A 19,746-nucleotide genomic window follows, 5' to 3' on the forward strand; every position below is an offset into this window, starting at 1 on the left:
CACACAACCCCGAGACTTCCGTCTGTGGGCGAGAATCCGCGCAACTAGCGTGACCCGCGTTTCGTGGAGTTGGTGTCTCGTTTCCTTTCTGCCGGTTACGCGGCGATGAGTTCTGTCAGCTTTTCGGCTGGGGTGGCGTAGTCCAGGCTCTGGTGTCGTCGCGCGGTGTTGAAGTACTGGATGTAGTCCGCGACGGCGTTCGTGGCCTGCGCCCGGGTGGTGAAGCGCTGCCAGCGGAGTCGTTCCTGCTTCAGCTTGGAGAAGAACGACTCGGCGACAGCGTTATCCCAGCACTGGAAGTTCTTGCCCATCGACCTTCGGATGCTGTGCTTGCGGCAGAACCCTGCGAATCGCTTCGACCGGTATTGGGTGCCGTGATCGGAGTGGAAGATCGCGTTCTCCTTGACGTGCCCGCTGCGCAACGCTCGTCGCAACGCTGTCACGACCAGCTCCGCGGTCTGTCTGGCACCCGATGCCCACCCGATCACCGAACGTGAGGCCAGATCGATGACAGTGGCGACATAGAGCCATCCTTCATCGGTACGGACGTAGGTGATGTCGCCGACGAGCACCATTCCCGGCTCCAGCACGTCGGAGAAGTGACGGTCGACGAGGTCCTCCGGGTCGGCGCTCGCCCGGGCCCGGGCCGCGGCCCGCTCGAACGCCGCCTCGGTGGCTCGGGGCATCAGCTTCATCGCCTTCATCGCCTTCAGGACGCTCTTCGGGTTCACGGGCAAGCCGTGATCTATCCTCAGGTCAGCGGCGATCTTGCGGTGCCCAACGGTATACAAGGACCGCACGAACAGGCCGAGCACTTTCGCGTGCAACACCGCCCGCCACTGCGCTGTCGCCGACAGCGGTCGCGTCTTCCAGGCGTGGTACCCCGACTCGGAGACACCGAACTTGCGGCACAGGTACTGGATGGAGAAATCAGCCTTCATTCGATCGATCACCGCGAACCATTCCGCCGGCGAGAGATCTCCTGAACGAAGGCGCGCGCTTTTTTCTCGAAGTCGAGTTCCTTGCGCAGTCGAGCGTTCTCCTCCTCCAACTTCCGCACACGCTTGCGCGCAGCATCCGTCAACGTCCCCGACGGATCCAGCTCGATATCACGAGCCGTCCGCACCCACCGATACAGCGTCTGAAACGGAACCCCGAGATCATCCGCGACCGCACGAATCGTGCGCCCCCTCGACTCCCGATAGATCCGCACCGCCTCCGCACGCTGATCCGGATGCCACTGCTGACCCTTGCGCCGCTCAGGACGCTTCCCCTGCTCTTCCATAAATCACCTGAGACACAGCCTCCACCATCCGCGGGTCACCGCAAACGCGGTGATTCTCGCCCACAGACGGAAGTCTCGCGGGTCATGGGGTGGCGGGAGAGGGGCGGCCGGAGGGTTCGTGACGAAGCGTGGCGACAGCGATGCACATCGCCGCGATCACCAGCACGCCCACGGCGAGGATCACTCCCCACCAGCCGGCGTCCTGGAAGGCCAGACCCACGGCCCAGCCGAAGAGGCTCGATCCGCCGTAGTACGCCAGGTTGTAGAGACTGGACGCCTGAGCCCGGCCGGTGCGCACCAGCACGGGCACCCAGCTGGAGGCCATGGCATGCGCGGCGAAGAAGCCGGCGGTGAACAGCAGCAACCCCACGATCACCGCGGCGAGGGCGGGGATCCCGGTGAGGAGAAGGCCGCCCAGCATCAGGATCGCCGAGCCGAGCAGCACCGCGAACCGGCCCCGTCGCAGCGCGATTCGACCCGACTGCGCGGACGACCAGGTGCCGGACAGATAGGCGAGGAAGAGGAAGGACGACAGTGCCACCGGGAGGGAGAAGGGTGGCAGCTGCAGGCGGAATCCGAGGTAGTTGTACACCGCGACGAACCCACCCATCAGCAGTCCGCCCTGGCAGAACAGGGCGACCAGACGCCGATCGCGCAGGCACGCTAGGAGCTTTCGCCCCAGCGGTACATCGCGCTCCGATCCGCGCACCACGGGGACGAACCCGCGCGGCGCTGGTGCCGTGACGAAGAACACGATGGCGGCCGCGGCGGCCAATAGCGACACCACCAGCATGCCGATCCGCCAGGTGAACACCTCGCTGAGCGGCCCCGACAGGAGCCGACCGAACAGACCGCCGAGCGACGTGCCGGAGATGTACGTGCCACCCGCCACTGCGGCGGCGAGCGGCGAGACCTCCTCCGCGAGGTAGGCGAGCGCCACCGCGGGAATCCCACCGAGCGCCAGGCCCTCCACGAAACGCAACGCGAGGAGCACCTCGAACGTCGGCGAGAACGGCACCAGAATCCCGAGGACCACCGCCGCCACGATCGAGACACGCATCGTGGTGCGTCGGCCCCGCCGATCCGCCAGCAACGACCACGGAATCACCGCGATCGCGAGTCCGAGCGTGGCGAACGACACGGCCAGCGCAGCGTCGGCGGAGGACACCCGCTGATCGGCCGCCAACTCCGGAAGCACGCCCTGTACCGAGTACAGCTGCGAGAACGTCGCGACCCCCGCGGCGAACAGTGCGAGAATCATGCGCCGATAGCCGCTGCTGCCGCGTTCGTGACCGGTCCAGATCGGCCCCGTCACTGGGGGCTCCGCACCACAGACCGCATGGAATCAGGCTAGTGCGCGCTCACCAGCGGTTGTGCACGTCCTCGGCCCACCCGTCGATGCCGTCCAGCTCGATCCACTCGCCCTCGTCCGTTCGCACGCGGCCCCGATAGGTGCCGAAGCACTGGTGTGTTTCGGAGCGGATCACGAGCAGATCGGTTTTGGCGTAGCGATCGTGCATCGGCAGGAACGACAGCTGCATCCGGTCGTTGCGGATGCGCCACGGCGCCAGCCAGTCATCCGCATCGAACTCCCACACCAGCGCCTCCGCGACCTTGTGCACGCGGCCGTTCACGGTGAACGCGTTCTGCGAGATGCCACGGCGGATCGCGAGAGGCCCTCCGCCGCCGAGCTGCAGCCCGATGCGCCGGCCTGCAGACATCCCGGCCCCGGCGCCCCAGTTCCACGACGTGCGATACGGCGCCCGCAGCCGGCCGTGGTCAAGCACCGCCCACGACGATCCCGGCGGCACTTCGAAGCGTTCGCCGTCGATCACCACGGAGCCGTGCACCGGTCGATCGACATCCTTCACCGTGTACTCCACGAGGAAGTTGGAGAACGGAGCTGCGGTGCCCATCGCCTCGTGCCCCGGGAGCCGCTCAGCGACGACATCGATGCTGACGCGCGCGCTCGCGGCCGTGAGTCGGGTGCCGCCGGCGACCTCCGCGAAGGCCAGCCGCATCGCACGTCCTCGAGATGTCGCGTCGCCGTCGCCGAGTGATCCCGGAAGCTGCACGCCCTGTGACAGCGCCGAGATCTCCACTGCGTCCACCTCGATGCCCGTGGCGCGGTCCATGACCCAGATCTGGCGGAGGTTGGCGTAGTCCAGGGCGGCGATCGTCATCGCGAGGAAGTGCGTCGGGGTGATGATGCCCCAGTACTCCCAGCGCTTGTTGCGTCCCCAGCCGTACCAGCCGTGCCCGATGCGCGAGGTGTCGATGAGCTGCCGGCGACTCCACCCGACGGAGGCGGGATTCAGACGACCCTTCTCGTCGCAGAGCGGCACGGGAGCGGTCAGCTCGTGCTCCGTCATCGCACGCTCCGAATCGGGATGACCGTGAGCGCACCGAGGACAGCGAACACGATGCCCGCGATGAACAGGGCCGTGTAGCCGCCGGCGTGCAAAATCAGGAAGCCCGCGATCGCCGGGGTGAGCGCCTGCGGCAGGGCCGTCGCGATGTTCAGGATCCCGAGATCCTTGCCGGCGGCCTCGGACGACGGCAGCACCTGGGTCATCAGGGCCGAGTCAACGCTCATGTACGCGCCATAGCCGATCCCGAACACGGCGGCCAGCGCGAACATCCCGGCGAGCGTGGGGGAGATCAGGGGGATCACCAGGGAGCCCGCCATCACGATCGACGCCACCATCACCCAGATCTTGCGCCTTCCGGTGCGATCGGAAAGGCGACCGACGAAGAAGGTGGTGAGCAGAGCGCCCACCAGCATGATTCCGGTGATCGGCGTGGAGAGTGCGATGGATTCCGCATCCGAGATGCCGATGAAGTCGCGCAGGATGTACAGCAGGTACGACTGCACGGACTGGTAGGCGAGGATCAGGAAGAACCGTCCCGCGAACGCCCACCAGAAGTCGGGGAAGTGCTTCGGGCTGACCCAGAAGCTCGCCGCGAATGAGCGCCAGGAGAAGGGGTCGCGCGGGAGGTCGGTCGAGGCGAAATCTCGATTGAGCGCCACGAACAACACGCACACGATCAGGAAACCGATCCCGAACGCGGTGTAGCCGATGCCGAGGTGCGCGGTGGCGAAGCCGGCGAGCCCGACGCCCGCGCCCATGCCCACGAAGATGCCGAGCGCCACGACGGCGCTCGCCTTGCCGAGGCTCTCCTTCGCGAAGTGGTCGGGGACCACGGCGGATCCCACGGTGGCCACCGCGTTCACGCACAGCATCATGAGGACCCAGTACAGGCACAGCGTCCACAGGTTTGCCGCACCGGCGAGCAGCACCAGGAACAGCACGGTCGTGGCGGCGGCACCGATCATCCACGGTGCCCGACGGCCGAGCCGACTGCGTGTTCGGTCGGAGAGCGCGCCGATCAGCGGATGGATCACGATGGTCATGATGGACGACGCGGTCATGAGGATCGCGAGGTTCGCGACCTTGTTCGCCGGGTCAATCCCCTCGACCTGATCGGGTATCAGGATGACGATGAACGCCGAGTAGATCGTCAGGATCGCGGCGTTCAACAGGAACAGCCAGGTGAGCAGTCGGGTGTGCCGCACGGGCGGGGCGATGGTGCCGGGCGCGGACGCGCTCACGGTGCTCCTTTCACGCGCGACGATGCGCGTTGACGCCCGAGCATCGCTCGGTTTTCGGGATTCCCACCTTACGACTGGACGCCGCGTTGCGAAACCCATAGCTATGGTCTGCGGTGGGGCTGCAGCGCGCGGTGGTCTCAAGAGAGGTTGATGTGTCGCCTCACATGAACACTCTGTGAGACCAGTGACGTCGGTGGTCTCACATAGTGCGGTGGTGGAGTCGGGGATCCGCAGAATCTGAGACCGAGGCCGGTGTGAGGTCGGGCCGGCGGTACCGCGAGGAAGGCTCAGTCGGGGTGTGGGCTCCCTCAGCAGGTGGGTTGGAGCACGCTCAGCAGCCGGTGGGTGAGCGTTCGCTCCCGAACCGGTCGGTGTGGATGTTCGGTCGCGAACCGATGGATGGATGAGTCGTGTTGTCGCGTCGTCGCCCGCGCTGGTCTCAGAACGCGTTGATGTGTCGCGTGGAGTGTGCGTTTTGTGAGACCGACGGCGTGGGTGGTCTCACCAAGCGCGGCGGTCGGGTCGAGGATTCGCAGAAGTTGAGACCGGGGTCAGCGGAGGCCGGGCCGGTGATTTGGCTGGCAGCGGCGACACGTCCTCGCGCTGTCGCGCGCGTGGTCTCAAAGCAGGTTGATGTGTCGCTTGGAGTGTGCGGTTTGTGAGATCAGCGGCGTGGGTGGTCTCAGCACGTGCAGGAGTGCGGTCGAAGATTCGCAGAATCTGAGACCGGCGCCAGTGCGTGGCCGGGCTGGGGTGCCGCGACGACGGCTCAGGGGGTTCGCTCAGCTATTGACCACGGAGTTCGGGCTACAACGGATCGGGGGAGAAGAGAGCCGTGACGGCGGCGGAGGCCTCTGTCGCGGCGCCGGCACGAGCGAGCGCACGCAGTCGCACCGTGGGGCGATGCATCACGCGACCGAGGGCGTGGCGGAGTGCGGCTTCGATCTGATCGGCGTTCTCCGCGTTTCGTCCACGGAGCCGCGCGATCTCATCCTCCATCACCGCGGTGACGAAGGCCCGCATGTTGCGGAGCGCCGGAACCACTTCGCGCTCGGCACGCAGCGCGGCGAACTCTGCTGCAGCGGTGCGCACGATGTCACGTGCCTCCAGCTCGGCCCCCAGTTCGGGAATCGGCGCGTGCAGGGCGATCGTCTCCAGATCCAGCAGCTCGACGCCCGCCTCCTCGCCCACATCCGGCGAGATGTTGCGCGGCAGGCCCATGTCGATCAGGACCCGAGGCCGGGTTGTGCCGCGGAGATGCTCGCGGGTGAGGACGGGGTCATTGGTGCTGCTGCAGGCCACGACGACGTCCGCGCGGCTGAGCTCCGCGACAAGATCGCTGTCGGAGATGGGGCGGAGATCGTGGCTCGCCGCGAACGCCTCGGCACGACCCGAGGGCGAGAACACCGCGATGTTGTCCGCCCCGCGCACACGCAGCGCAGCCAGGCTCGCTCCGGCGTAAGCGCCCGTTCCGATGAGCACGACGCGTGCCGTGCTCCAGTCCGTCACCCGCGCGTCGACCAGCGTGAGCGCGAGCTGCACCAGGGAGCGGCCGCGGGTCTGCAGGCCGGTGCGGTTCTTGACCTCTTTCGACACGGTCATCGCGTGCTGGAAAAGCTGCTCGAGATCGGTGCTGGTACGTCCGGCGGCGCGTGCGGTCTCCAGAGCCCGCCGCACCTGGCCGGCGATCTCTCCCTCGCCCACGGCCGCTGACTCAAGCCCACTCGAGACCGCGAACAGATGCTCGGCGGCGGCGTCGTCGTGATGGATGGTGAAGGTGTCGGCAAGCTCGGCAGGAGTGAGCTGCGCGGCGCGAGCCACCGCTTCCAGTGCGGGTTCCGGCCCGTGATCGGGGGCGTCGACATAGGCTTCGAACCGATTGCAGGTGGCCAGCACCACCACGCCACGGGCGGTGTCGTCACTCAGTGCGGCGGTCACCGTCTCCGCGCGGCGCTCGATGCGTTCGAGTAGTTCGAGATCGGCGGTCCGATGATCGACGGAAAGGCAGAGCAGCATGGTCTTCTCAAGAAAGTCGTGAGCGGGGAGGGGTGGCATCGGGGCGAGGCTGGAGGCATCGTGGATGGAACCCGCAGAACTGTAAGTTAGCATCTTCATCTGATGAACACTCCCCAGGCTTCCCACCCGCTCGTCGACGGCCGCACCGGCAACGCCTCGCTCGTGCGTGCGCTGCGCGGCGATCGACCCGACCGACTCCCGGTGTGGTTCATGCGTCAGGCGGGGCGGTCGCTGCCCGAGTACCGCAGCATTCGTGCCGATCACCGCATGCTCGACGCGTGCGTCACCCCGGAGCTCGCGAGCGAGATCACGCTGCAGCCGGTACGTCGTCACGGAGTGGATGCCGCCGTGTTCTTCAGCGATATCGTGGTTCCGCTCTGGCTGGCGGGCGTCGATGTGGATCTCGTCGCCGGACGCGGCCCCGTGTTCGCGCACCCGATCCGCACCGCATCCGACGTCGCCCGTGCTCGCGCGGAGTTCACCCCCAAGCGACTGCGCGAGGCGCTGGAGCCCGTCCGCGAGGCTGTCCGCCTCACGGTCGCCGAACTCGGCAGCACGCCGTTGATCGGTTTCGCGGGTGCTCCGTTCACGCTGGCCGCGTACCTCGTGGAGGGTGGTCCGTCGCGCGATCACCTGCGGGCGCGAACCCTCATGCACGCGGAACCCGACACCTGGCGCGAACTGTTGGAATGGGCAGCCGATCTCTCCGGCACCTTCCTGCAGGCCCAGGTGGAGGCGGGCGCCAGCGCCGTGCAACTGTTCGACTCGTGGGCCGGTTCGCTGAGCGCCGCCGACTACCGTGCCCTCGTTGCCCCCGCGTCGCGCCGGACACTGGACGCGGTGCGGGACTTCCGGGTGGGCCCGGACGCGGACGCGGGTGTCCCGATGATCCACTTCGCCGTTGGTTCCGGCCACCTGCTGGAGGAGCTCGCGGACATCGCGCCGAGCGCGCTCGGCGTGGACTGGCGCACCCCGCTCGATGACGCCAGCCGCCGACTGGGCGACGCGTTCCCGCTGCAGGGAAACCTCGATCCCGCCTACCTGGGTGCGCCTGCCGCCGTGCGCGAGGCCCATCTCGATGACGTCATCCGTCGCGGCAAGCGCGCCCCCGCACACGTGTTGAACCTGGGCCACGGCGTTCCGCCGGAGACCGACCCCGACGTGCTGACCCGGATCGTGGAACGGGCACATGCTCTCTGACACCGCTCAGCGGTCGGCCTTGTCGGACCCTTCTGCCGAAGGGTCGGGCGCGGTCGTCGTCATCGGTGGTGGAATCGCCGGGATGGTCTCGGCATGGGAGCTCGCGCGCTCCGGCGCTCGAGTTGTGCTGCTTGAGGCCGGCGACGAACTCGGCGGACGGGTGCGCCGAGAGAACATCGACGACGTCACGCTCGACATCGGCGCGGAGTCCTTCGCGACCCGCGGCGGCGCCGTTGCGGCGCTGCTCACCGAGCTCGGGATGGCGGACGAGATCGTGCACCCCGCGTCGCTGGGTTCGTGGGTCGTCACGTCCGATGCCGCCCGCGCGGTACCGCTGCCACCTGCCGGCACGATCGGGATTCCGGCGACGCCGCTGTCGTGGTCCACGGTTCGGGCGCTGGGGGTGGCGGGGGCGATGCGTGCCGCCATCGAGCCCCTGCTCCCGCCGTCGATCGGACGATCGGGAGCGCTCGATGACGTGATCCGCGCGCGCCTTGGAGCCCGCGTGCTCGACCGTCTGGTGCGGCCGGTGGTGCTGGGCATCCACTCCACCGACCCTGCGGATATGACGGTTCGATCCATTCCGGGGCTGGCCGAGGCGTATGCGCGGCGTGGATCGTTGATCCTCGCCGCTCGCGATCTGCGCGCCAGCCGCACAGCTGCCGGCGGCGCGGTCGCGGGTCTTCGCGGCGGGATGGCGAGCCTCGTGTCGCGGCTGCGGGAGGAGCTGGATCTGCTCGGTGTCGCCGTGCATACCGGCACCCGTGTGATCGCGGTGCGGCGTGACGCTGAGGGGCCGGGCGGTGTGATCGAGCCGGGCAGCGCGACGTCTGATCCCGAGGGAGGGCCCCTTCGTCTCGCTTCGCTCGCTCAGGAACCGGGGGGTGGTCTCGCCTCGCGGTTGCTGAGCGAGCCGCTCGGCGAGACGAAGTGCCCTCAGGAACCGGGACTCTGGCGGATTCTGACGGAGGACGCAGAGCTGCGCGCAGATGCCGTCGTGCTCGCCGTGCCGGAGCACATCGCCGCCCCGCTGCTCGGCCGCGCCAACGCGACACCGGCGGAGGTCGAGGTCGTCGCGTTGCTGATCGACGACGCGAGGCTCGACGCCGCCCCGCGCGGCACCGGCGTGCTCATCGCCGAGAGCGCCGGCGCATCCGTGATCACCGCGAAGGCCCTCACCCACGTCACTGCGAAGTGGCCGGAGCGCGCGACCGGACCACATGTGCTGCGCCTCTCCTACGGCCGCCTCGGCCGTGCCCCCGAGACTCTGGGACTGGACGATGCAATGACCACCGCGCTCGCGCTCGCCGACGCCTCGCGCATCCTCGACATCGCGCTGGCGCCCTCGTCCGTCCGCGGCATGCGTCGCCGGGTGTGGACCAATGTCAGCGGTTCGCCCGACACAACCGCAGACGCGCTCCCGCCGGGCCTCGCTCTCGCGGGAGACTGGGTCAGCGGCACCGGGCTCGCCTCCGTGATCCCCGGTGCGCGTCGCGCCGCCGCCGACACCCTCGCAGCACTTCACCGGAGCGTCTCCGGTTCCACACAGACCGGAGAGGTACGTCCGCAGCATGAATGACACCCCGTCTACGGTGAGCATCCACCGATCGGATTCGCCGCTTCCGGCGCGACCGGGACTGCTTCGGATCGGCACGCGCGGCAGCGCGCTCGCGGTGGCGCAGACCACCACGGTGGCAGAAGCCATCGCCGCCGCCACGGGACTCGACGTGGTGCTCGTGCTCGTGACCACCCACGGCGACACATCGCGCGCGCCGCTGTCTCAGCTCGGTGGCACCGGGGTCTTCGTCAGCGCACTGCGCGACGCCCTGCTCGATGGTGAGTGCGATATCGCCGTCCATTCCCTGAAGGATCTGCCCACCGGGTCGTGCGAGGGCATCGTGATCGGCGCGATTCCCGAGCGCGCCGACGCCCGCGACGCGCTGTGTGCCCGCGACGGTCTGTCGCTGGCGGATCTTCCCAGCGGCGCCCGGGTGGGCACCGGCTCACCGCGTCGCGTGGCTCAGCTGCTCGCCCGCCGCCCAGATCTGGACGTGCAGGACCTGCGCGGCAACGTCGACACACGGCTCGCCCGCGTCGGCGCCGATCTGGATGCCGTCGTGCTCGCGTGCGCCGGATTGGATCGCCTGGGTCGCTCTTCCGTGATCACCGAGCGCTTCTCGCTGGAAGACGCCCCCACGGCACCCGGTCAGGGTGCGCTCGCCATCGAAGTGCGAGCAGAAGATGCCGCGGTGGAGCCCTACGCCACCGCGCTCGCGGCCATCGACGACGCCGCCACCCGGGCCAGCGCCCTCGCCGAACGCGCGCTGCTCGCGGCACTCGAGGCGGGCTGTGCCGCTCCGGTGGGTGCGCACGCGTCGATCCATGAGGGTCGTCTCGTGCTGAGCGGCCACGTGTACGCGCTGGATGGGGGCTCGCGTCTCACCGCGACCGCCGAGCGCGACTGGCACCCGAATGACTCCGCCGTGGCGGAGGAACTGGGGCGAGCAGTCGCGGCCGATCTGCTCGCCCGGGGTGCCGCGGAACTCGCGCCCCTGGGTGCCGCACGATGACGTTCGCCGACGTCTCACCGATCAGAGAACAAGAAGGAACTCGCATGACCCCCACCATCCGTCCGCGCCGCCTGCGCACGACCCCGGCGATGCGCCGACTGGTCGCGGAGACCCGGCTGAATCCGGCGGAGCTGATCCTCCCCGTGTTCGTCCGCGAGGGGATCGACCAGGCGCAGCCGATCGGTTCCATGCCGGGCGTCATGCAGCACACGATCGACTCCCTGCGCCGCGCCACCGTCGAGGCGGCCGAGGCGGGTATCGGCGGCATCATGCTGTTCGGCGTCCCCGCTGTCAGGGATGCGCGCGGCAGCGCTGCGGACGACCCGAACGGCATCCTCAACGTGGCGACGCGCGCTGTCGTCGAGGAAGCGGGTGACGCCCTCGTCGTGCAGACGGATCTCTGCCTGGACGAGTTCACCGACCACGGTCACTGCGGTGTGCTGGACGGCACGGGTGCCGTGGACAACGACGCGACACTGGAGCGCTATCGCTCCATGGCCCTCGCGCAGGCCGAGGCCGGCTCTGCGCTGCTGGGTCTTTCCGGGATGATGGACGGCCAGGTGGCATCTGTGCGGGAGGCGCTGGACGGCGCCGGTCATCAGGACACCGCGATCCTCGCCTACTCGGCCAAGTACGCGTCGGCGTTCTACGGCCCGTTCCGTGAGGCCGTCGACTCGCAGCTGACGGGCAACCGCCGCGCCTATCAGCAGGATCCGGCGAACCGGCGCGAGGGCGTTCGCGAGGCCGAGCTCGACATCGCCGAGGGTGCGGACATCGTCATGGTGAAGCCGGCGATGAGCTACCTCGACGTGCTGTCGGACGTCGCCGCGATCAGTCCCGTTCCGGTCTGGGCTTACCAGGTCTCCGGTGAGGCGGCGATGATCGAGGCCGCCGCCGCGAACGGCTGGATCGATCGTCGTCGGGTGATCGAGGAGTCCGTGGTGGGAATCAAGCGTGCGGGGGCCGATGCCGTGCTGACCTACTTCGCCGTCGAGCTTGCGGGGTGGCTGCGATGAGCCTGGACACCACGCGCAGCGCAGAACTGGCCGCCCGCGCATCGCGCGTGATCCCTGGTGGGGTGAACTCGCCGGTGCGCGCGTACGGTTCGGTCGGTGGAACGCCGCGGTTCCTCGTGTCCGGTCGCGGGGCCTACGTCACCGACGTCGACGGCAACGAGTACGTCGATCTCGTGGCATCGTGGGGTCCGGCGCTGCTCGGGCACGCGCATCCCGCGGTGGTCGACGCCGTGCAGCAGGCCGCGAGCCGAGGATTGGGCTTCGGTGCCTCGGTTCCGCAGGAGGCGGAACTGGCGGAGGAGATCATCGCGCGCATGCCCGACGTCGAGCGGCTGCGCCTGGTGTCCACGGGCACCGAGGCGACGATGACGGCGATCCGTCTCGCGCGCGGCGCGACCGGCCGGCCGCTCATCGTGAAGTTCGCCGGTCACTACCACGGACATTCGGACGGTCTGCTGGCGGAAGCCGGTTCGGGTCTGGCGACGCTGGCCATGCCGGGATCCGCGGGCGTGACGGCGGAGACCGCCGGGCAGACTCTGGTGCTGCCCTACAACGATCTCGCCGCGCTCGAGGCGGCGTTCGCTGAGCACGGCGAGCGCATCGCCGCCATCATCACGGAGTCCGCTGCCGCCAACATGGGCGTGGTGCTGCCGCAGCCCGGATTCACCGCCGCGATGATCGAGCTGGCTCACCGCAACGGTGCGCTGGTGATCGTGGACGAAGTGCTCACCGGATTCCGCGCGAGCCGGTCCGGCTACTGGGGCATCGAGCAGGAGCGCGTTCCGGCCGGAGTTGCGCCCGATCTCTTCACGTTCGGCAAGGTGGTCGGTGGCGGTCTTCCGCTCGCCGCGCTCGGCGGTCGTGCCGAGATCATGGACCTGCTGGCGCCGCTCGGCCCGGTCTATCAGGCGGGGACGCTGTCGGGCAATCCGCTGGCGGTGGCCGCCGGCCTCACCACGCTGCGCCACGCGGATGACGACGCCTACCGTGCGCTCGGGCACGCGGCTGACACCGTCGCGGACGAGGTGGCGGGTGCGCTGACCGGTGCCGGTGTCCCGTTCTCGCTGCAGCGTGCCGGCACCCTGTTCAGCGTCGTGTTCGGAGACTTCGCCGAGGCTCCGCGCGATTACGCCACGGTGCAGCAGCAGAACGTGGCACAGCATCGGGCGTTCTTCCACGCGATGCTGGACGCGGGCATCAACCTGCCGCCCAGTGCCTTCGAAGCGTGGTTCGTCACGGCCGCTCACGACGACGCCGCGCTGGAGCGCATCGCGGCAGCGCTTCCCGCTGCCGCCCGCGCCGCCGCCGCGGTCTGATTCCGCGAGACTTCCGTCTGTGGGCGAGAATCGGCGCGAGGACGCGATTCTCGCCCGTAGACGGACGTCTCGTGATCGGGGTCAGCAGCTTGCTGGGCACCGAGCTACGTGAGGTCGTCAGGTGTCAGCTTCTCCGGGAGCATGTCACCCTCATCCGAGGGCACGTGGACGAATGCCTCACCGTCGACCTCGTAGATGCCTGCCGATCCGCCGACCACGTAATAGTCGTCGCCGGCGTCACCCGGTAGTTCCGTGGGAACGAGGAACAACAGATAATCCTGGCCGGGGGTCATGAGCGGATACGGGAGAGCGTCGCCGGATGTGCCCATCTGGCGAACGATGATGGTGTCGTCGAGGGGAACATCAGGCGTCTTGAGACCGGCCGGAGCGTACGAGCCCGTGACCGAGAACGTGGAGTTGGTGGTGTCGCCTGTTTCGATCTGTCCGGTCACCGTGCCGGTGACGACGAACGCGCTTGCGGCCACCAGTTCCTCGACCGACTCGTAGAGCTCGTGACGAGAACCACTGGCGCCGCTGGTGGACGACCTGCATGCGGTCGTTCCCACGAGGGCGGAGGCGCTCAGGAGTCCGGCGATGAGAAAACGCGAGATCTTCACTCTGACCCCTTCGTCGGTGATGGCTACCAGGAGATGTCCGCACGCCCAGAATAGGTTCGCGCGCGGTGCTCCAACAGCGCGCGAGAAACCCAAGCAAGTCCGAGAAACTCCGCATTGCAGGGTTTCTCGGACTTGGATGGGTGTCTCGGCGAATTACGCCGACGTCAGCGTGAGTGACTGGGGTTCGCGCAGCGCCTTCACCACGGGGCACGTCGCCTCGGCCTCCACGATGAACGCGGTCTTCTCCTCGGCGGAGAGCGTGGGGGCATCGAGGTCGACATGGATGCGGATGTCGTGCGGTTGGGTGGGACGGTCGCTGGCGACCCCGAAGAATCCGGCGTCGTTGTTGTTCGCCTGCACGCGCACCTCCACGCGGTTCAGCGGTAGATCCCGCATCGCGGCGAGGCAGAGGAACGTGTGGGTGAGGCAGGTGCTGATCACCCCGAGCAGATACTCCGGGGACGACGGACCGAGGTTCCAGCCGCCGATGTCGGCACCGCCGTCGCCGAGGAAGGAGAACTCGCGAATGGCGAGCTTGCGGACGCCGGTGTGGTCATCAGCGATGCAGCGCGCCTCGATCACCTCGTCCCAGTCCTCCTGCGTGGGGCGGGCGATGGCGGCGGCGCGCATCGCGTGACCCTTCTGCACCAGGTGGGTGGCGAGGGAGCGCTCGGCGGCGAGGTCGGTCATGTCTTCTCCTGGTTCGGATGATCCGTGCCCGCGCCGACACGGCGGGGGCACGGATCGAGGTCATTCGGCGTGTGTCAGCGCGTCGCGGGCGAGGATGCAGGCGCCGATCAGCGCCGCGCGAGCGCCGAAGGCTGACACCACCACCTCGGGCGGATACGGCAGCGCCGATTCGAGCCGGCCCTGCAGCGGTCCGATCAGCGCGCGACCGGCGCGCACCATCCCGCCCCCGAGCGTGACGCGCTGCGGGTCGATGGTCAGCGTGGCGGTGAGGAGGTGACGCGCGAGCTCGTCCACGGCGTCGAGCCAGAAGCGTGTGGCGCTCTCGTGCCCGCTGGTGGAGGAGGCGACCAGCGACGGGACATCGGCGATCCCCAGACCCGAGGCTGCCACGCGACGCAGCAGCCCGCCACCACCGGCATACTCCTCCAACGGCGCACCGCTGCCCGACCAGTCCGGCAGTGGACCGACCACGCCGTAGCCGATCTCGCCGGCTGCGCCGTGCGCACCGCGCAGCACGATGCCGCCGATCACGGGAGCGATCGCGATCCCGGTTCCCAGGTTCACGTACAGCCCCGGATCGACGTCCACGAGCGTGCCCTGGCGTGCTTCGGCGAGAGCTGCGGCTTTCACATCGTTCTCCACGACGATCCGGCCGGCACCGAGCCCATCGCGCAGCCGGTCCGACAGCGACAGGTCGCTCCAGCCCACCACATTGGGTGCGAGGTCGACGCGGTCGTCGAGAACGATGCCGGGGGTCGAGACGCCGACGGCGTCCACCCCACCTGCCACCTCGACCAGTGCTCGAGCGATGTCGAAGGTCCGATCCAGCACGCTGTCGGCAGGTTCGCCCGGCTCGATCTCCAGCCGCACGTCGGCGGACGGCGTGCGGTGCGGAGCATCGGACTCGGGGATGAGGCGCGCGCCCAGGGCGCCGAGTGGAATCGGCGCGACAGAGCCCGACGCCCGCTCGATGCGCAGCTCCACTTTCGTGCCGCCGAAGTCGATACCGAGGACGGTGCCCGCTGCCTCCGGCACGGATGCAGTCACGATGCCGCCGTCAGCCACGCAGTGCGGCGGTCTCATCACGCAGGCGCCGGTCGACGCTCGCGAGGTGACCACGGACATCGTCCAGCCAACCGCGGAACTCGGCGGCGACCTCGGAGCGCTCGGACGCCATGCGCGCGACCTCACTCGGCGCAGCGCCGCCGGTCGAGGTGCGGACGGCGACGAAGTTGTCGGCGTTGAGGGCACGCGCCATATCTGCCGGCGTCAGCGTGACATCGTGACCGACCACCTCGCGCGCGATGGCGTGCACGCGCTCGGGATCGATGGTGCGAACGTCCGTGATTCCCGCGGCGTCCGCTTCACGGACGACACGGGACACGATCGTGTGCGCCTGAGTGAAGGTCAGACCGCCGTCGCGCACCAGGGTGTCGGCGAGTTCCGTCGCGTTGGCGAAGGAGGCGAGCGCGCGCTCGCGCATCACGTCGGTGTTGACCTGGATCGTGCCGAGCACGCCGGTGAGCAGCTGCAGCACGTTGGTGAGAATGTCCACCGCGCGCCAGATGTGCGGCTGCAGGTCGTCCTCGGTGTCGACGATGTCGCCGTAGGGGGTGTTGTGCATCATCGTGAGCACCGTCGCCGCGCTCGCCGATGCCGCGGACAGCAGCGAGCGCGAGTGCTCGATCGAGACCGGGTTGCGCTTCTGCGGCATGATCGACGAGATCTGCACGTAGGGAGCCGCGACGCGGTAGAGCCCGAACTCGGCCGTGCACCAGGTCAGGAAGTCCACGCAGCTGCGTCCCGTGTCCACGGCCATGAGCTGCAGGGTGATCGCGGAGTGCGCGATGTAGTCGGTGGCGGCCACGGCGTCGTAGGAGTTCTCCACGAGGCCGCGGAAGCCGAGCAGCTCGGCCATGTGTTCGCGGTTGATCGGGAAGCCGGTGCCGGTGAGGGCCGCGCCGCCCATGGGCGAGTAGTCCAGCGAGGCATACGCCTGCTGCACCCGACGGATGTCGCGCCCGAGCACGTCGGCGATGGCCAGGAACCGGTGGCCGAGGATCGACGGCTGCGCGGGCTGCGTGTGCGTGTGCTCGAGATTGAGCGTATCGGCGTGCTCGGCACCGAGTCGCACCAGCGTCTCGTAGAGCTCGCCGGCCGCTTCCAGAACGCGCACCAGCTGGTGCCGCATCACCATGCGGTACAGCGTCATGCCCATGTCATTACGGCTGCGCGCGGTGTGCAGGCTGCCGGTCACGTCGCCGCCGATCTCCATCAGACGGTGCTCCACCGTGAAGAACAGATCCTCATACTCCCCGGTGTACTCGCTCGCGGCGAGCGCCTCCAGATCGAGTTCGTCGAGGGAGCGGGCGATGGTGGCCGCATCGGCGTCGGTGAGGATCCCGGCGGTGCGCAGCATGAGGAGGTGGGCGCGGTGGATCTGCATCATCGACGGCAGCAGCATGCGCTTGGCCTCGTCGTAGGCGGGACGGAGCACGGCCGTGGTGTAGCTCGTGCCGGGGAAGACGTCGCCGTCGCGCTGGACGATCTCGTCGCGGTTCATTTCTTGTCCTTCGGTACTTCTGGATCGGTTCAGAGGGCGGCGGGCGCGCCGCCACGGGCGCCCATGCGGTTGGTGACGGCCAGCACGATCAGCACCAGGAACACCTGGATCATGCCGTAGACGGAGCCGACGCCGATGTTGCCCTGGTAGTTCTCGTTGTTGACGGCGATCGACAGCGGCACCCAGTCGGGGGTGTAGATCAGCACGCTGGCGACGAACTCGCCCACGCCGTCGACGAAGGCCAGCAGCGCGCCGGCCATGATGCCGCGGGAGATGAGCGGGAGCACGACCCGCCGGAACGAGTACCACCAGGTGGCCCCGAGGCTGCGGGCAGCGTCTTCGAGGTTGGGATCGAGCTGGCTCAGGGAGGCGAACGTGGAGCGGAAGATGAGCGGGTTGAATCGCACGAAGTACGCGAGCGGCAGGATCGCGAACGTCCCGACCAGCACGTTGCCGAAGGCGAACGGTGACGGGCTGGAAAACGCCGTGATGAGGTTGATCGCCACGACGGTTCCGGGCAGCGCCCACGGCAGCATCACGGCGATGTCGAGCGCCAGCTTGCCGCGGAACTTCATGCGGCTCATGACATACGCGGCACCGGCACCGAGGATGACCGCGCCGCCCACGGCGATCACGCTCATCAGCAGCGAGTTGGTCACCGGACGCCAGAAGTCGAAGCCCGTGAACATCCGCGCCCACCACTCCAGCGTCCAGCCGGTGGGCAGGACGCTCATCAGCCAGCCGCCCTTCGCCGTGACCGAGAGCACGGCGATCATGATGATCGGCAGCACCAGGAACACGGTGACGGGGATCGAGATCACCAGCAGCAGGACTTTCGCCGGTGTGCTGGTCAGTGTGGACCGCTTGCGACCGCCGCCCTTCGACTGCGTCCGGTAGACCTTGCGCTGCTCGTAGGAGCGGATGATCGCGAGGAACGCGATCGAGATGATGGCGAGAGTCGTCGAGATGATCGACGCCAGTCGCATGTCGCCATTGGTCTTGGCGATGACGATCTGCTGCGTCATCACGTCGGTGTATTGGAACAGCAGCGGTGCCGTATAAGAGCTCATCGCCGACATGAAGGTGATGAGGGACCCTGCCACGAGTGCCGGGGTCAGCATCGGCAGGATCACGCGCATCCAGATGCGTGCCTTGCCCGCGCCCATCGACGCCGCGGCCTCCTCGAGCGAGGCGTCAGCATTGGCGAGGGCTGCCGACACCGTGAGGTAGAAGTACGGGTACATCGTCATGGCGTGCACGATGAGCACGCCGGCCATGCCCTGCAGCCAGAACATCTTCTGATCCAGCCCGAACCACTCCTGCATGGCGAACGGGATCCGACCGCCCACTCCGAAGAGCAGCTTGAACGACCACACACCCATGAGCGGGGGAAGGGCGATGGGAAGCATCGCCAGCACCTGCAGGATGCGCCGGCCCGGGAACTCCCACCGCGTGAGAAGGATGGCCACACCGGTGCCGAGCACGCCGGCGCAGATCACAGACAGGACCGACACCAGGATCGAGCCGCCGATGGCCGAGGTCTGTGCCGGGTTGGCGAAGAAGTCACCCCAGGCCTTGAACGAGAATCCGAGGATCGCCGCCTTGTCTTGCGAGACGCTGCGCCGTGCCGTGGCGATCATCGGACCGATGACGTAGCCGAACAGCACGATGAGCAGGACGGCGAGCGTCAGCACCGTGGACCAGCGACGGCGGAACCACGAGGGGCGCTTGCTGGGGCCGGTGACGCGTTGCGCGTGCGTGAGCGAGGTCATCAGTCCTCCGCGGGCACGGTGTAGACGGCGTCGACCGGCAGCACCACGCGCATCGTGTCGCCGCGCTCGGGGCGACGGTGGGAGCCGGTGAGGTCCACCTTGATGCGGCCGAGGTCGCTGTCCAGCTCGCAGGAAAGGGAGTAGCCGATGAAGTCGACGTCGGCCACGGTGCCGTTCACCACGTTCGTGGTCTCACCGTCCGCGGCGACACGAACCGACTCGGCGCGGACGGTGGCCACCACGCGGTTACCGGGGGTGAAGTCGACAGCGGGCGCCGCGTTGGCAGTGCGCGCCTCCAGCATGGAGCCGTTGCCGAGGACCAGCGTGGCCGTGCCATCGGTCACGGTCGCCACGGTCGCGGCCAGGAGGTTGTTGCGGCCGAGGAAGCCCGCGACGAAGGCCGTGAGTGGTCGGGAGTACACCTCGTCCGGGGTGCCCACCTGGTGTACCACGGCGGTGTTCATCACCGCGATACGCGTGGACATCGCCAGCGCCTCCGCCTGGTCGTGCGTGACGTACACCGAGGTGATGCCCGTCTCCGCGTGCAGATCACGCAGCGCACCGCGCATCTCCAGACGCAGCTTGGCGTCGAGGTTGGACATCGGCTCGTCCAACAGCAGCAGCTGAGGACGGAAGACCAGCGCTCGGGCGAGCGCAACGCGCTGCTGCTGCCCGCCCGAGAGCTCGTCGACACGGGCATCGCGCTGCGCCGTGAGGCCCACCTGGGCCAGTACATCGCCGATGCGCCGATCGGCCTCGGCACCCCGCACACCGCGCACGTCCAACCCGAAGCCCACGTTCTTGGCCACGGACATGTGCGGGAACAGCGCGTAGTTCTGGAACACCAGACCCACGTCCCGCTTGTTCGCCGGGGCGAACGTCACATCGCGCTCATCGAAGTGGATCGTTCCCTCGTCCGGCTCCTCGAACCCGGCGATCATGCGCAGGGTGGTCGACTTGCCGCAGCCGGAGGGGCCGAGCAGCGTGAAGAACTCGCCGTCCTCGATCACGAGGTCGAGACCGTTCACGACGGTGCCCGAACGGGCGAATGACTTGTGCAGATTGTGCAGGGTGACCGAGACCATGGA

Annotated in this window: 17 protein-coding genes; 5 read left to right on the forward strand and 12 right to left on the reverse strand. The window is 68.4% G+C overall.

From position 1 onward, the window contains the following. Positions 1-95 precede the first annotated feature (95 nt). The 6 genes from ABTV68_RS01145 to ABTV68_RS01170 form a co-directional block, all read right to left on the reverse strand. On the reverse strand, positions 96-941 hold the full coding sequence (locus ABTV68_RS01145; RefSeq protein ID WP_433674138.1) for an IS3 family transposase: 846 nt from the start codon (positions 939-941) through the stop codon (positions 96-98). An 8-nt stretch (positions 942-949) separates the two neighbouring features. Beyond that, positions 950-1,285 carry a transposase gene (locus ABTV68_RS01150; RefSeq protein WP_433674139.1) on the reverse strand — a complete coding sequence of 112 codons (336 nt, stop codon included), beginning with the start codon at positions 1,283-1,285 and terminating at the stop codon, positions 950-952. An 82-nt stretch (positions 1,286-1,367) separates the two neighbouring features. Continuing rightward, positions 1,368-2,600, reverse strand: coding sequence for an MFS transporter (locus ABTV68_RS01155; RefSeq protein WP_433675785.1), 1,233 nt, complete (start codon positions 2,598-2,600; stop codon positions 1,368-1,370). Positions 2,601-2,646: 46 nt separating this feature from the next. After that, on the reverse strand, positions 2,647-3,657 hold the full coding sequence (locus ABTV68_RS01160) for a DUF2804 domain-containing protein (RefSeq protein ID WP_433675786.1): 1,011 nt from the start codon (positions 3,655-3,657) through the stop codon (positions 2,647-2,649). Next, positions 3,654-4,898: an MFS transporter gene (locus ABTV68_RS01165; protein WP_433675787.1), complete on the reverse strand. Its 1,245-nt coding sequence runs from the start codon at positions 4,896-4,898 to the stop codon at positions 3,654-3,656. Before ABTV68_RS01165 ends, ABTV68_RS01160 begins: the two co-directional genes overlap by 4 nt. An 807-nt stretch (positions 4,899-5,705) precedes the next feature. Further along, a complete protein-coding gene (locus ABTV68_RS01170; protein WP_433675788.1) occupies positions 5,706-6,953 on the reverse strand; it encodes a glutamyl-tRNA reductase in 1,248 nt (415 codons plus the stop codon). Positions 6,954-7,016: 63 nt separating this feature from the next. Here ABTV68_RS01170 and hemE point away from each other — a divergent pair, with 63 nt between their 5' ends. The 5 genes from hemE to hemL are packed head-to-tail and all read left to right on the forward strand — an operon-like array spanning position 7,017 to position 13,016. Beyond that, positions 7,017-8,114, forward strand: coding sequence for a uroporphyrinogen decarboxylase (gene hemE, locus ABTV68_RS01175; RefSeq protein WP_433675789.1), 1,098 nt, complete (start codon positions 7,017-7,019; stop codon positions 8,112-8,114). Next, complete coding sequence (locus ABTV68_RS01180) at positions 8,104-9,693, forward strand: protoporphyrinogen/coproporphyrinogen oxidase (RefSeq protein WP_433675790.1); 1,590 nt, start codon at positions 8,104-8,106, stop codon at positions 9,691-9,693. Before hemE ends, ABTV68_RS01180 begins: the two co-directional genes overlap by 11 nt. Beyond that, the gene (gene hemC / locus ABTV68_RS01185) at positions 9,686-10,684 is read left to right on the forward strand and encodes a hydroxymethylbilane synthase (protein ID WP_433675791.1); all 999 of its coding nucleotides are present in this window, start codon (positions 9,686-9,688) and stop codon (positions 10,682-10,684) included. Before ABTV68_RS01180 ends, hemC begins: the two co-directional genes overlap by 8 nt. A 44-nt stretch (positions 10,685-10,728) precedes the next feature. Further along, positions 10,729-11,700 (forward strand): porphobilinogen synthase, encoded by a 972-nt coding sequence (gene hemB, locus ABTV68_RS01190; RefSeq protein WP_433675792.1) that lies wholly within the window; start codon positions 10,729-10,731, stop codon positions 11,698-11,700. Beyond that, the gene (hemL, locus tag ABTV68_RS01195) at positions 11,697-13,016 is read left to right on the forward strand and encodes a glutamate-1-semialdehyde 2,1-aminomutase (protein WP_433675793.1); all 1,320 of its coding nucleotides are present in this window, start codon (positions 11,697-11,699) and stop codon (positions 13,014-13,016) included. Before hemB ends, hemL begins: the two co-directional genes overlap by 4 nt. A 104-nt stretch (positions 13,017-13,120) precedes the next feature. Here the strand turns inward: hemL and ABTV68_RS01200 are convergent, their stop codons facing one another. From ABTV68_RS01200 to ABTV68_RS01225, 6 genes are all read right to left on the reverse strand, one after another. Then, positions 13,121-13,633, reverse strand: coding sequence for a hypothetical protein (locus ABTV68_RS01200; protein ID WP_433675794.1), 513 nt, complete (start codon positions 13,631-13,633; stop codon positions 13,121-13,123). 153 nt (positions 13,634-13,786) lie between these two features. Continuing rightward, positions 13,787-14,323 carry an OsmC family protein gene (locus ABTV68_RS01205; protein ID WP_433675795.1) on the reverse strand — a complete coding sequence of 179 codons (537 nt, stop codon included), beginning with the start codon at positions 14,321-14,323 and terminating at the stop codon, positions 13,787-13,789. Positions 14,324-14,383: 60 nt separating this feature from the next. Continuing rightward, a complete protein-coding gene (locus ABTV68_RS01210; protein ID WP_433675796.1) occupies positions 14,384-15,370 on the reverse strand; it encodes an ROK family protein in 987 nt (328 codons plus the stop codon). 10 nt (positions 15,371-15,380) lie between these two features. Further along, complete coding sequence (argH, locus tag ABTV68_RS01215) at positions 15,381-16,886, reverse strand: argininosuccinate lyase (protein ID WP_433675797.1); 1,506 nt, start codon at positions 16,884-16,886, stop codon at positions 15,381-15,383. Positions 16,887-16,915: 29 nt separating this feature from the next. Next, positions 16,916-18,658 (reverse strand): ABC transporter permease, encoded by a 1,743-nt coding sequence (locus tag ABTV68_RS01220; protein ID WP_433675798.1) that lies wholly within the window; start codon positions 18,656-18,658, stop codon positions 16,916-16,918. Beyond that, entirely contained in the window at positions 18,658-19,743 is a 1,086-nt protein-coding gene (locus ABTV68_RS01225) for an ABC transporter ATP-binding protein (protein WP_433675799.1), read from the reverse strand. The genes ABTV68_RS01220 and ABTV68_RS01225 overlap by 1 nt, the downstream gene beginning before the upstream one ends. Positions 19,744-19,746: the final 3 nt, after the last annotated feature.

This window comes from Microbacterium gorillae, from assembly GCF_050990725.1.
GTDB lineage: Bacteria > Actinomycetota > Actinomycetes > Actinomycetales > Microbacteriaceae > Microbacterium > Microbacterium gorillae_A.

Excerpts from the sequence above, each read along its gene's own strand:
- ABTV68_RS01205 (WP_433675795.1), bottom strand. The coding sequence starts at position 14,323 with ATGACCGACCTCGCCGCCGAGCGCTCCCTCGCCACCCACCTGGTGCAG.
- ABTV68_RS01150 (WP_433674139.1), bottom strand. The coding sequence starts at position 1,285 with ATGGAAGAGCAGGGGAAGCGTCCTGAGCGGCGCAAGGGTCAGCAGTGG.
- argH (WP_433675797.1), bottom strand. The coding sequence starts at position 16,886 with ATGAACCGCGACGAGATCGTCCAGCGCGACGGCGACGTCTTCCCCGGC.
- hemE (WP_433675789.1), top strand. The coding sequence starts at position 7,017 with ATGAACACTCCCCAGGCTTCCCACCCGCTCGTCGACGGCCGCACCGGC.
- hemL (WP_433675793.1), top strand. The coding sequence starts at position 11,697 with ATGAGCCTGGACACCACGCGCAGCGCAGAACTGGCCGCCCGCGCATCG.
- hemC (WP_433675791.1), top strand. The coding sequence starts at position 9,686 with ATGAATGACACCCCGTCTACGGTGAGCATCCACCGATCGGATTCGCCG.
- ABTV68_RS01145 (WP_433674138.1), bottom strand. The coding sequence starts at position 941 with ATGAAGGCTGATTTCTCCATCCAGTACCTGTGCCGCAAGTTCGGTGTC.
- ABTV68_RS01170 (WP_433675788.1), bottom strand. The coding sequence starts at position 6,953 with ATGCCACCCCTCCCCGCTCACGACTTTCTTGAGAAGACCATGCTGCTC.
- hemB (WP_433675792.1), top strand. The coding sequence starts at position 10,729 with ATGACCCCCACCATCCGTCCGCGCCGCCTGCGCACGACCCCGGCGATG.
- ABTV68_RS01225 (WP_433675799.1), bottom strand. The coding sequence starts at position 19,743 with ATGGTCTCGGTCACCCTGCACAATCTGCACAAGTCATTCGCCCGTTCG.
- ABTV68_RS01220 (WP_433675798.1), bottom strand. The coding sequence starts at position 18,658 with ATGACCTCGCTCACGCACGCGCAACGCGTCACCGGCCCCAGCAAGCGC.
- ABTV68_RS01180 (WP_433675790.1), top strand. The coding sequence starts at position 8,104 with ATGCTCTCTGACACCGCTCAGCGGTCGGCCTTGTCGGACCCTTCTGCC.
- ABTV68_RS01160 (WP_433675786.1), bottom strand. The coding sequence starts at position 3,657 with ATGACGGAGCACGAGCTGACCGCTCCCGTGCCGCTCTGCGACGAGAAG.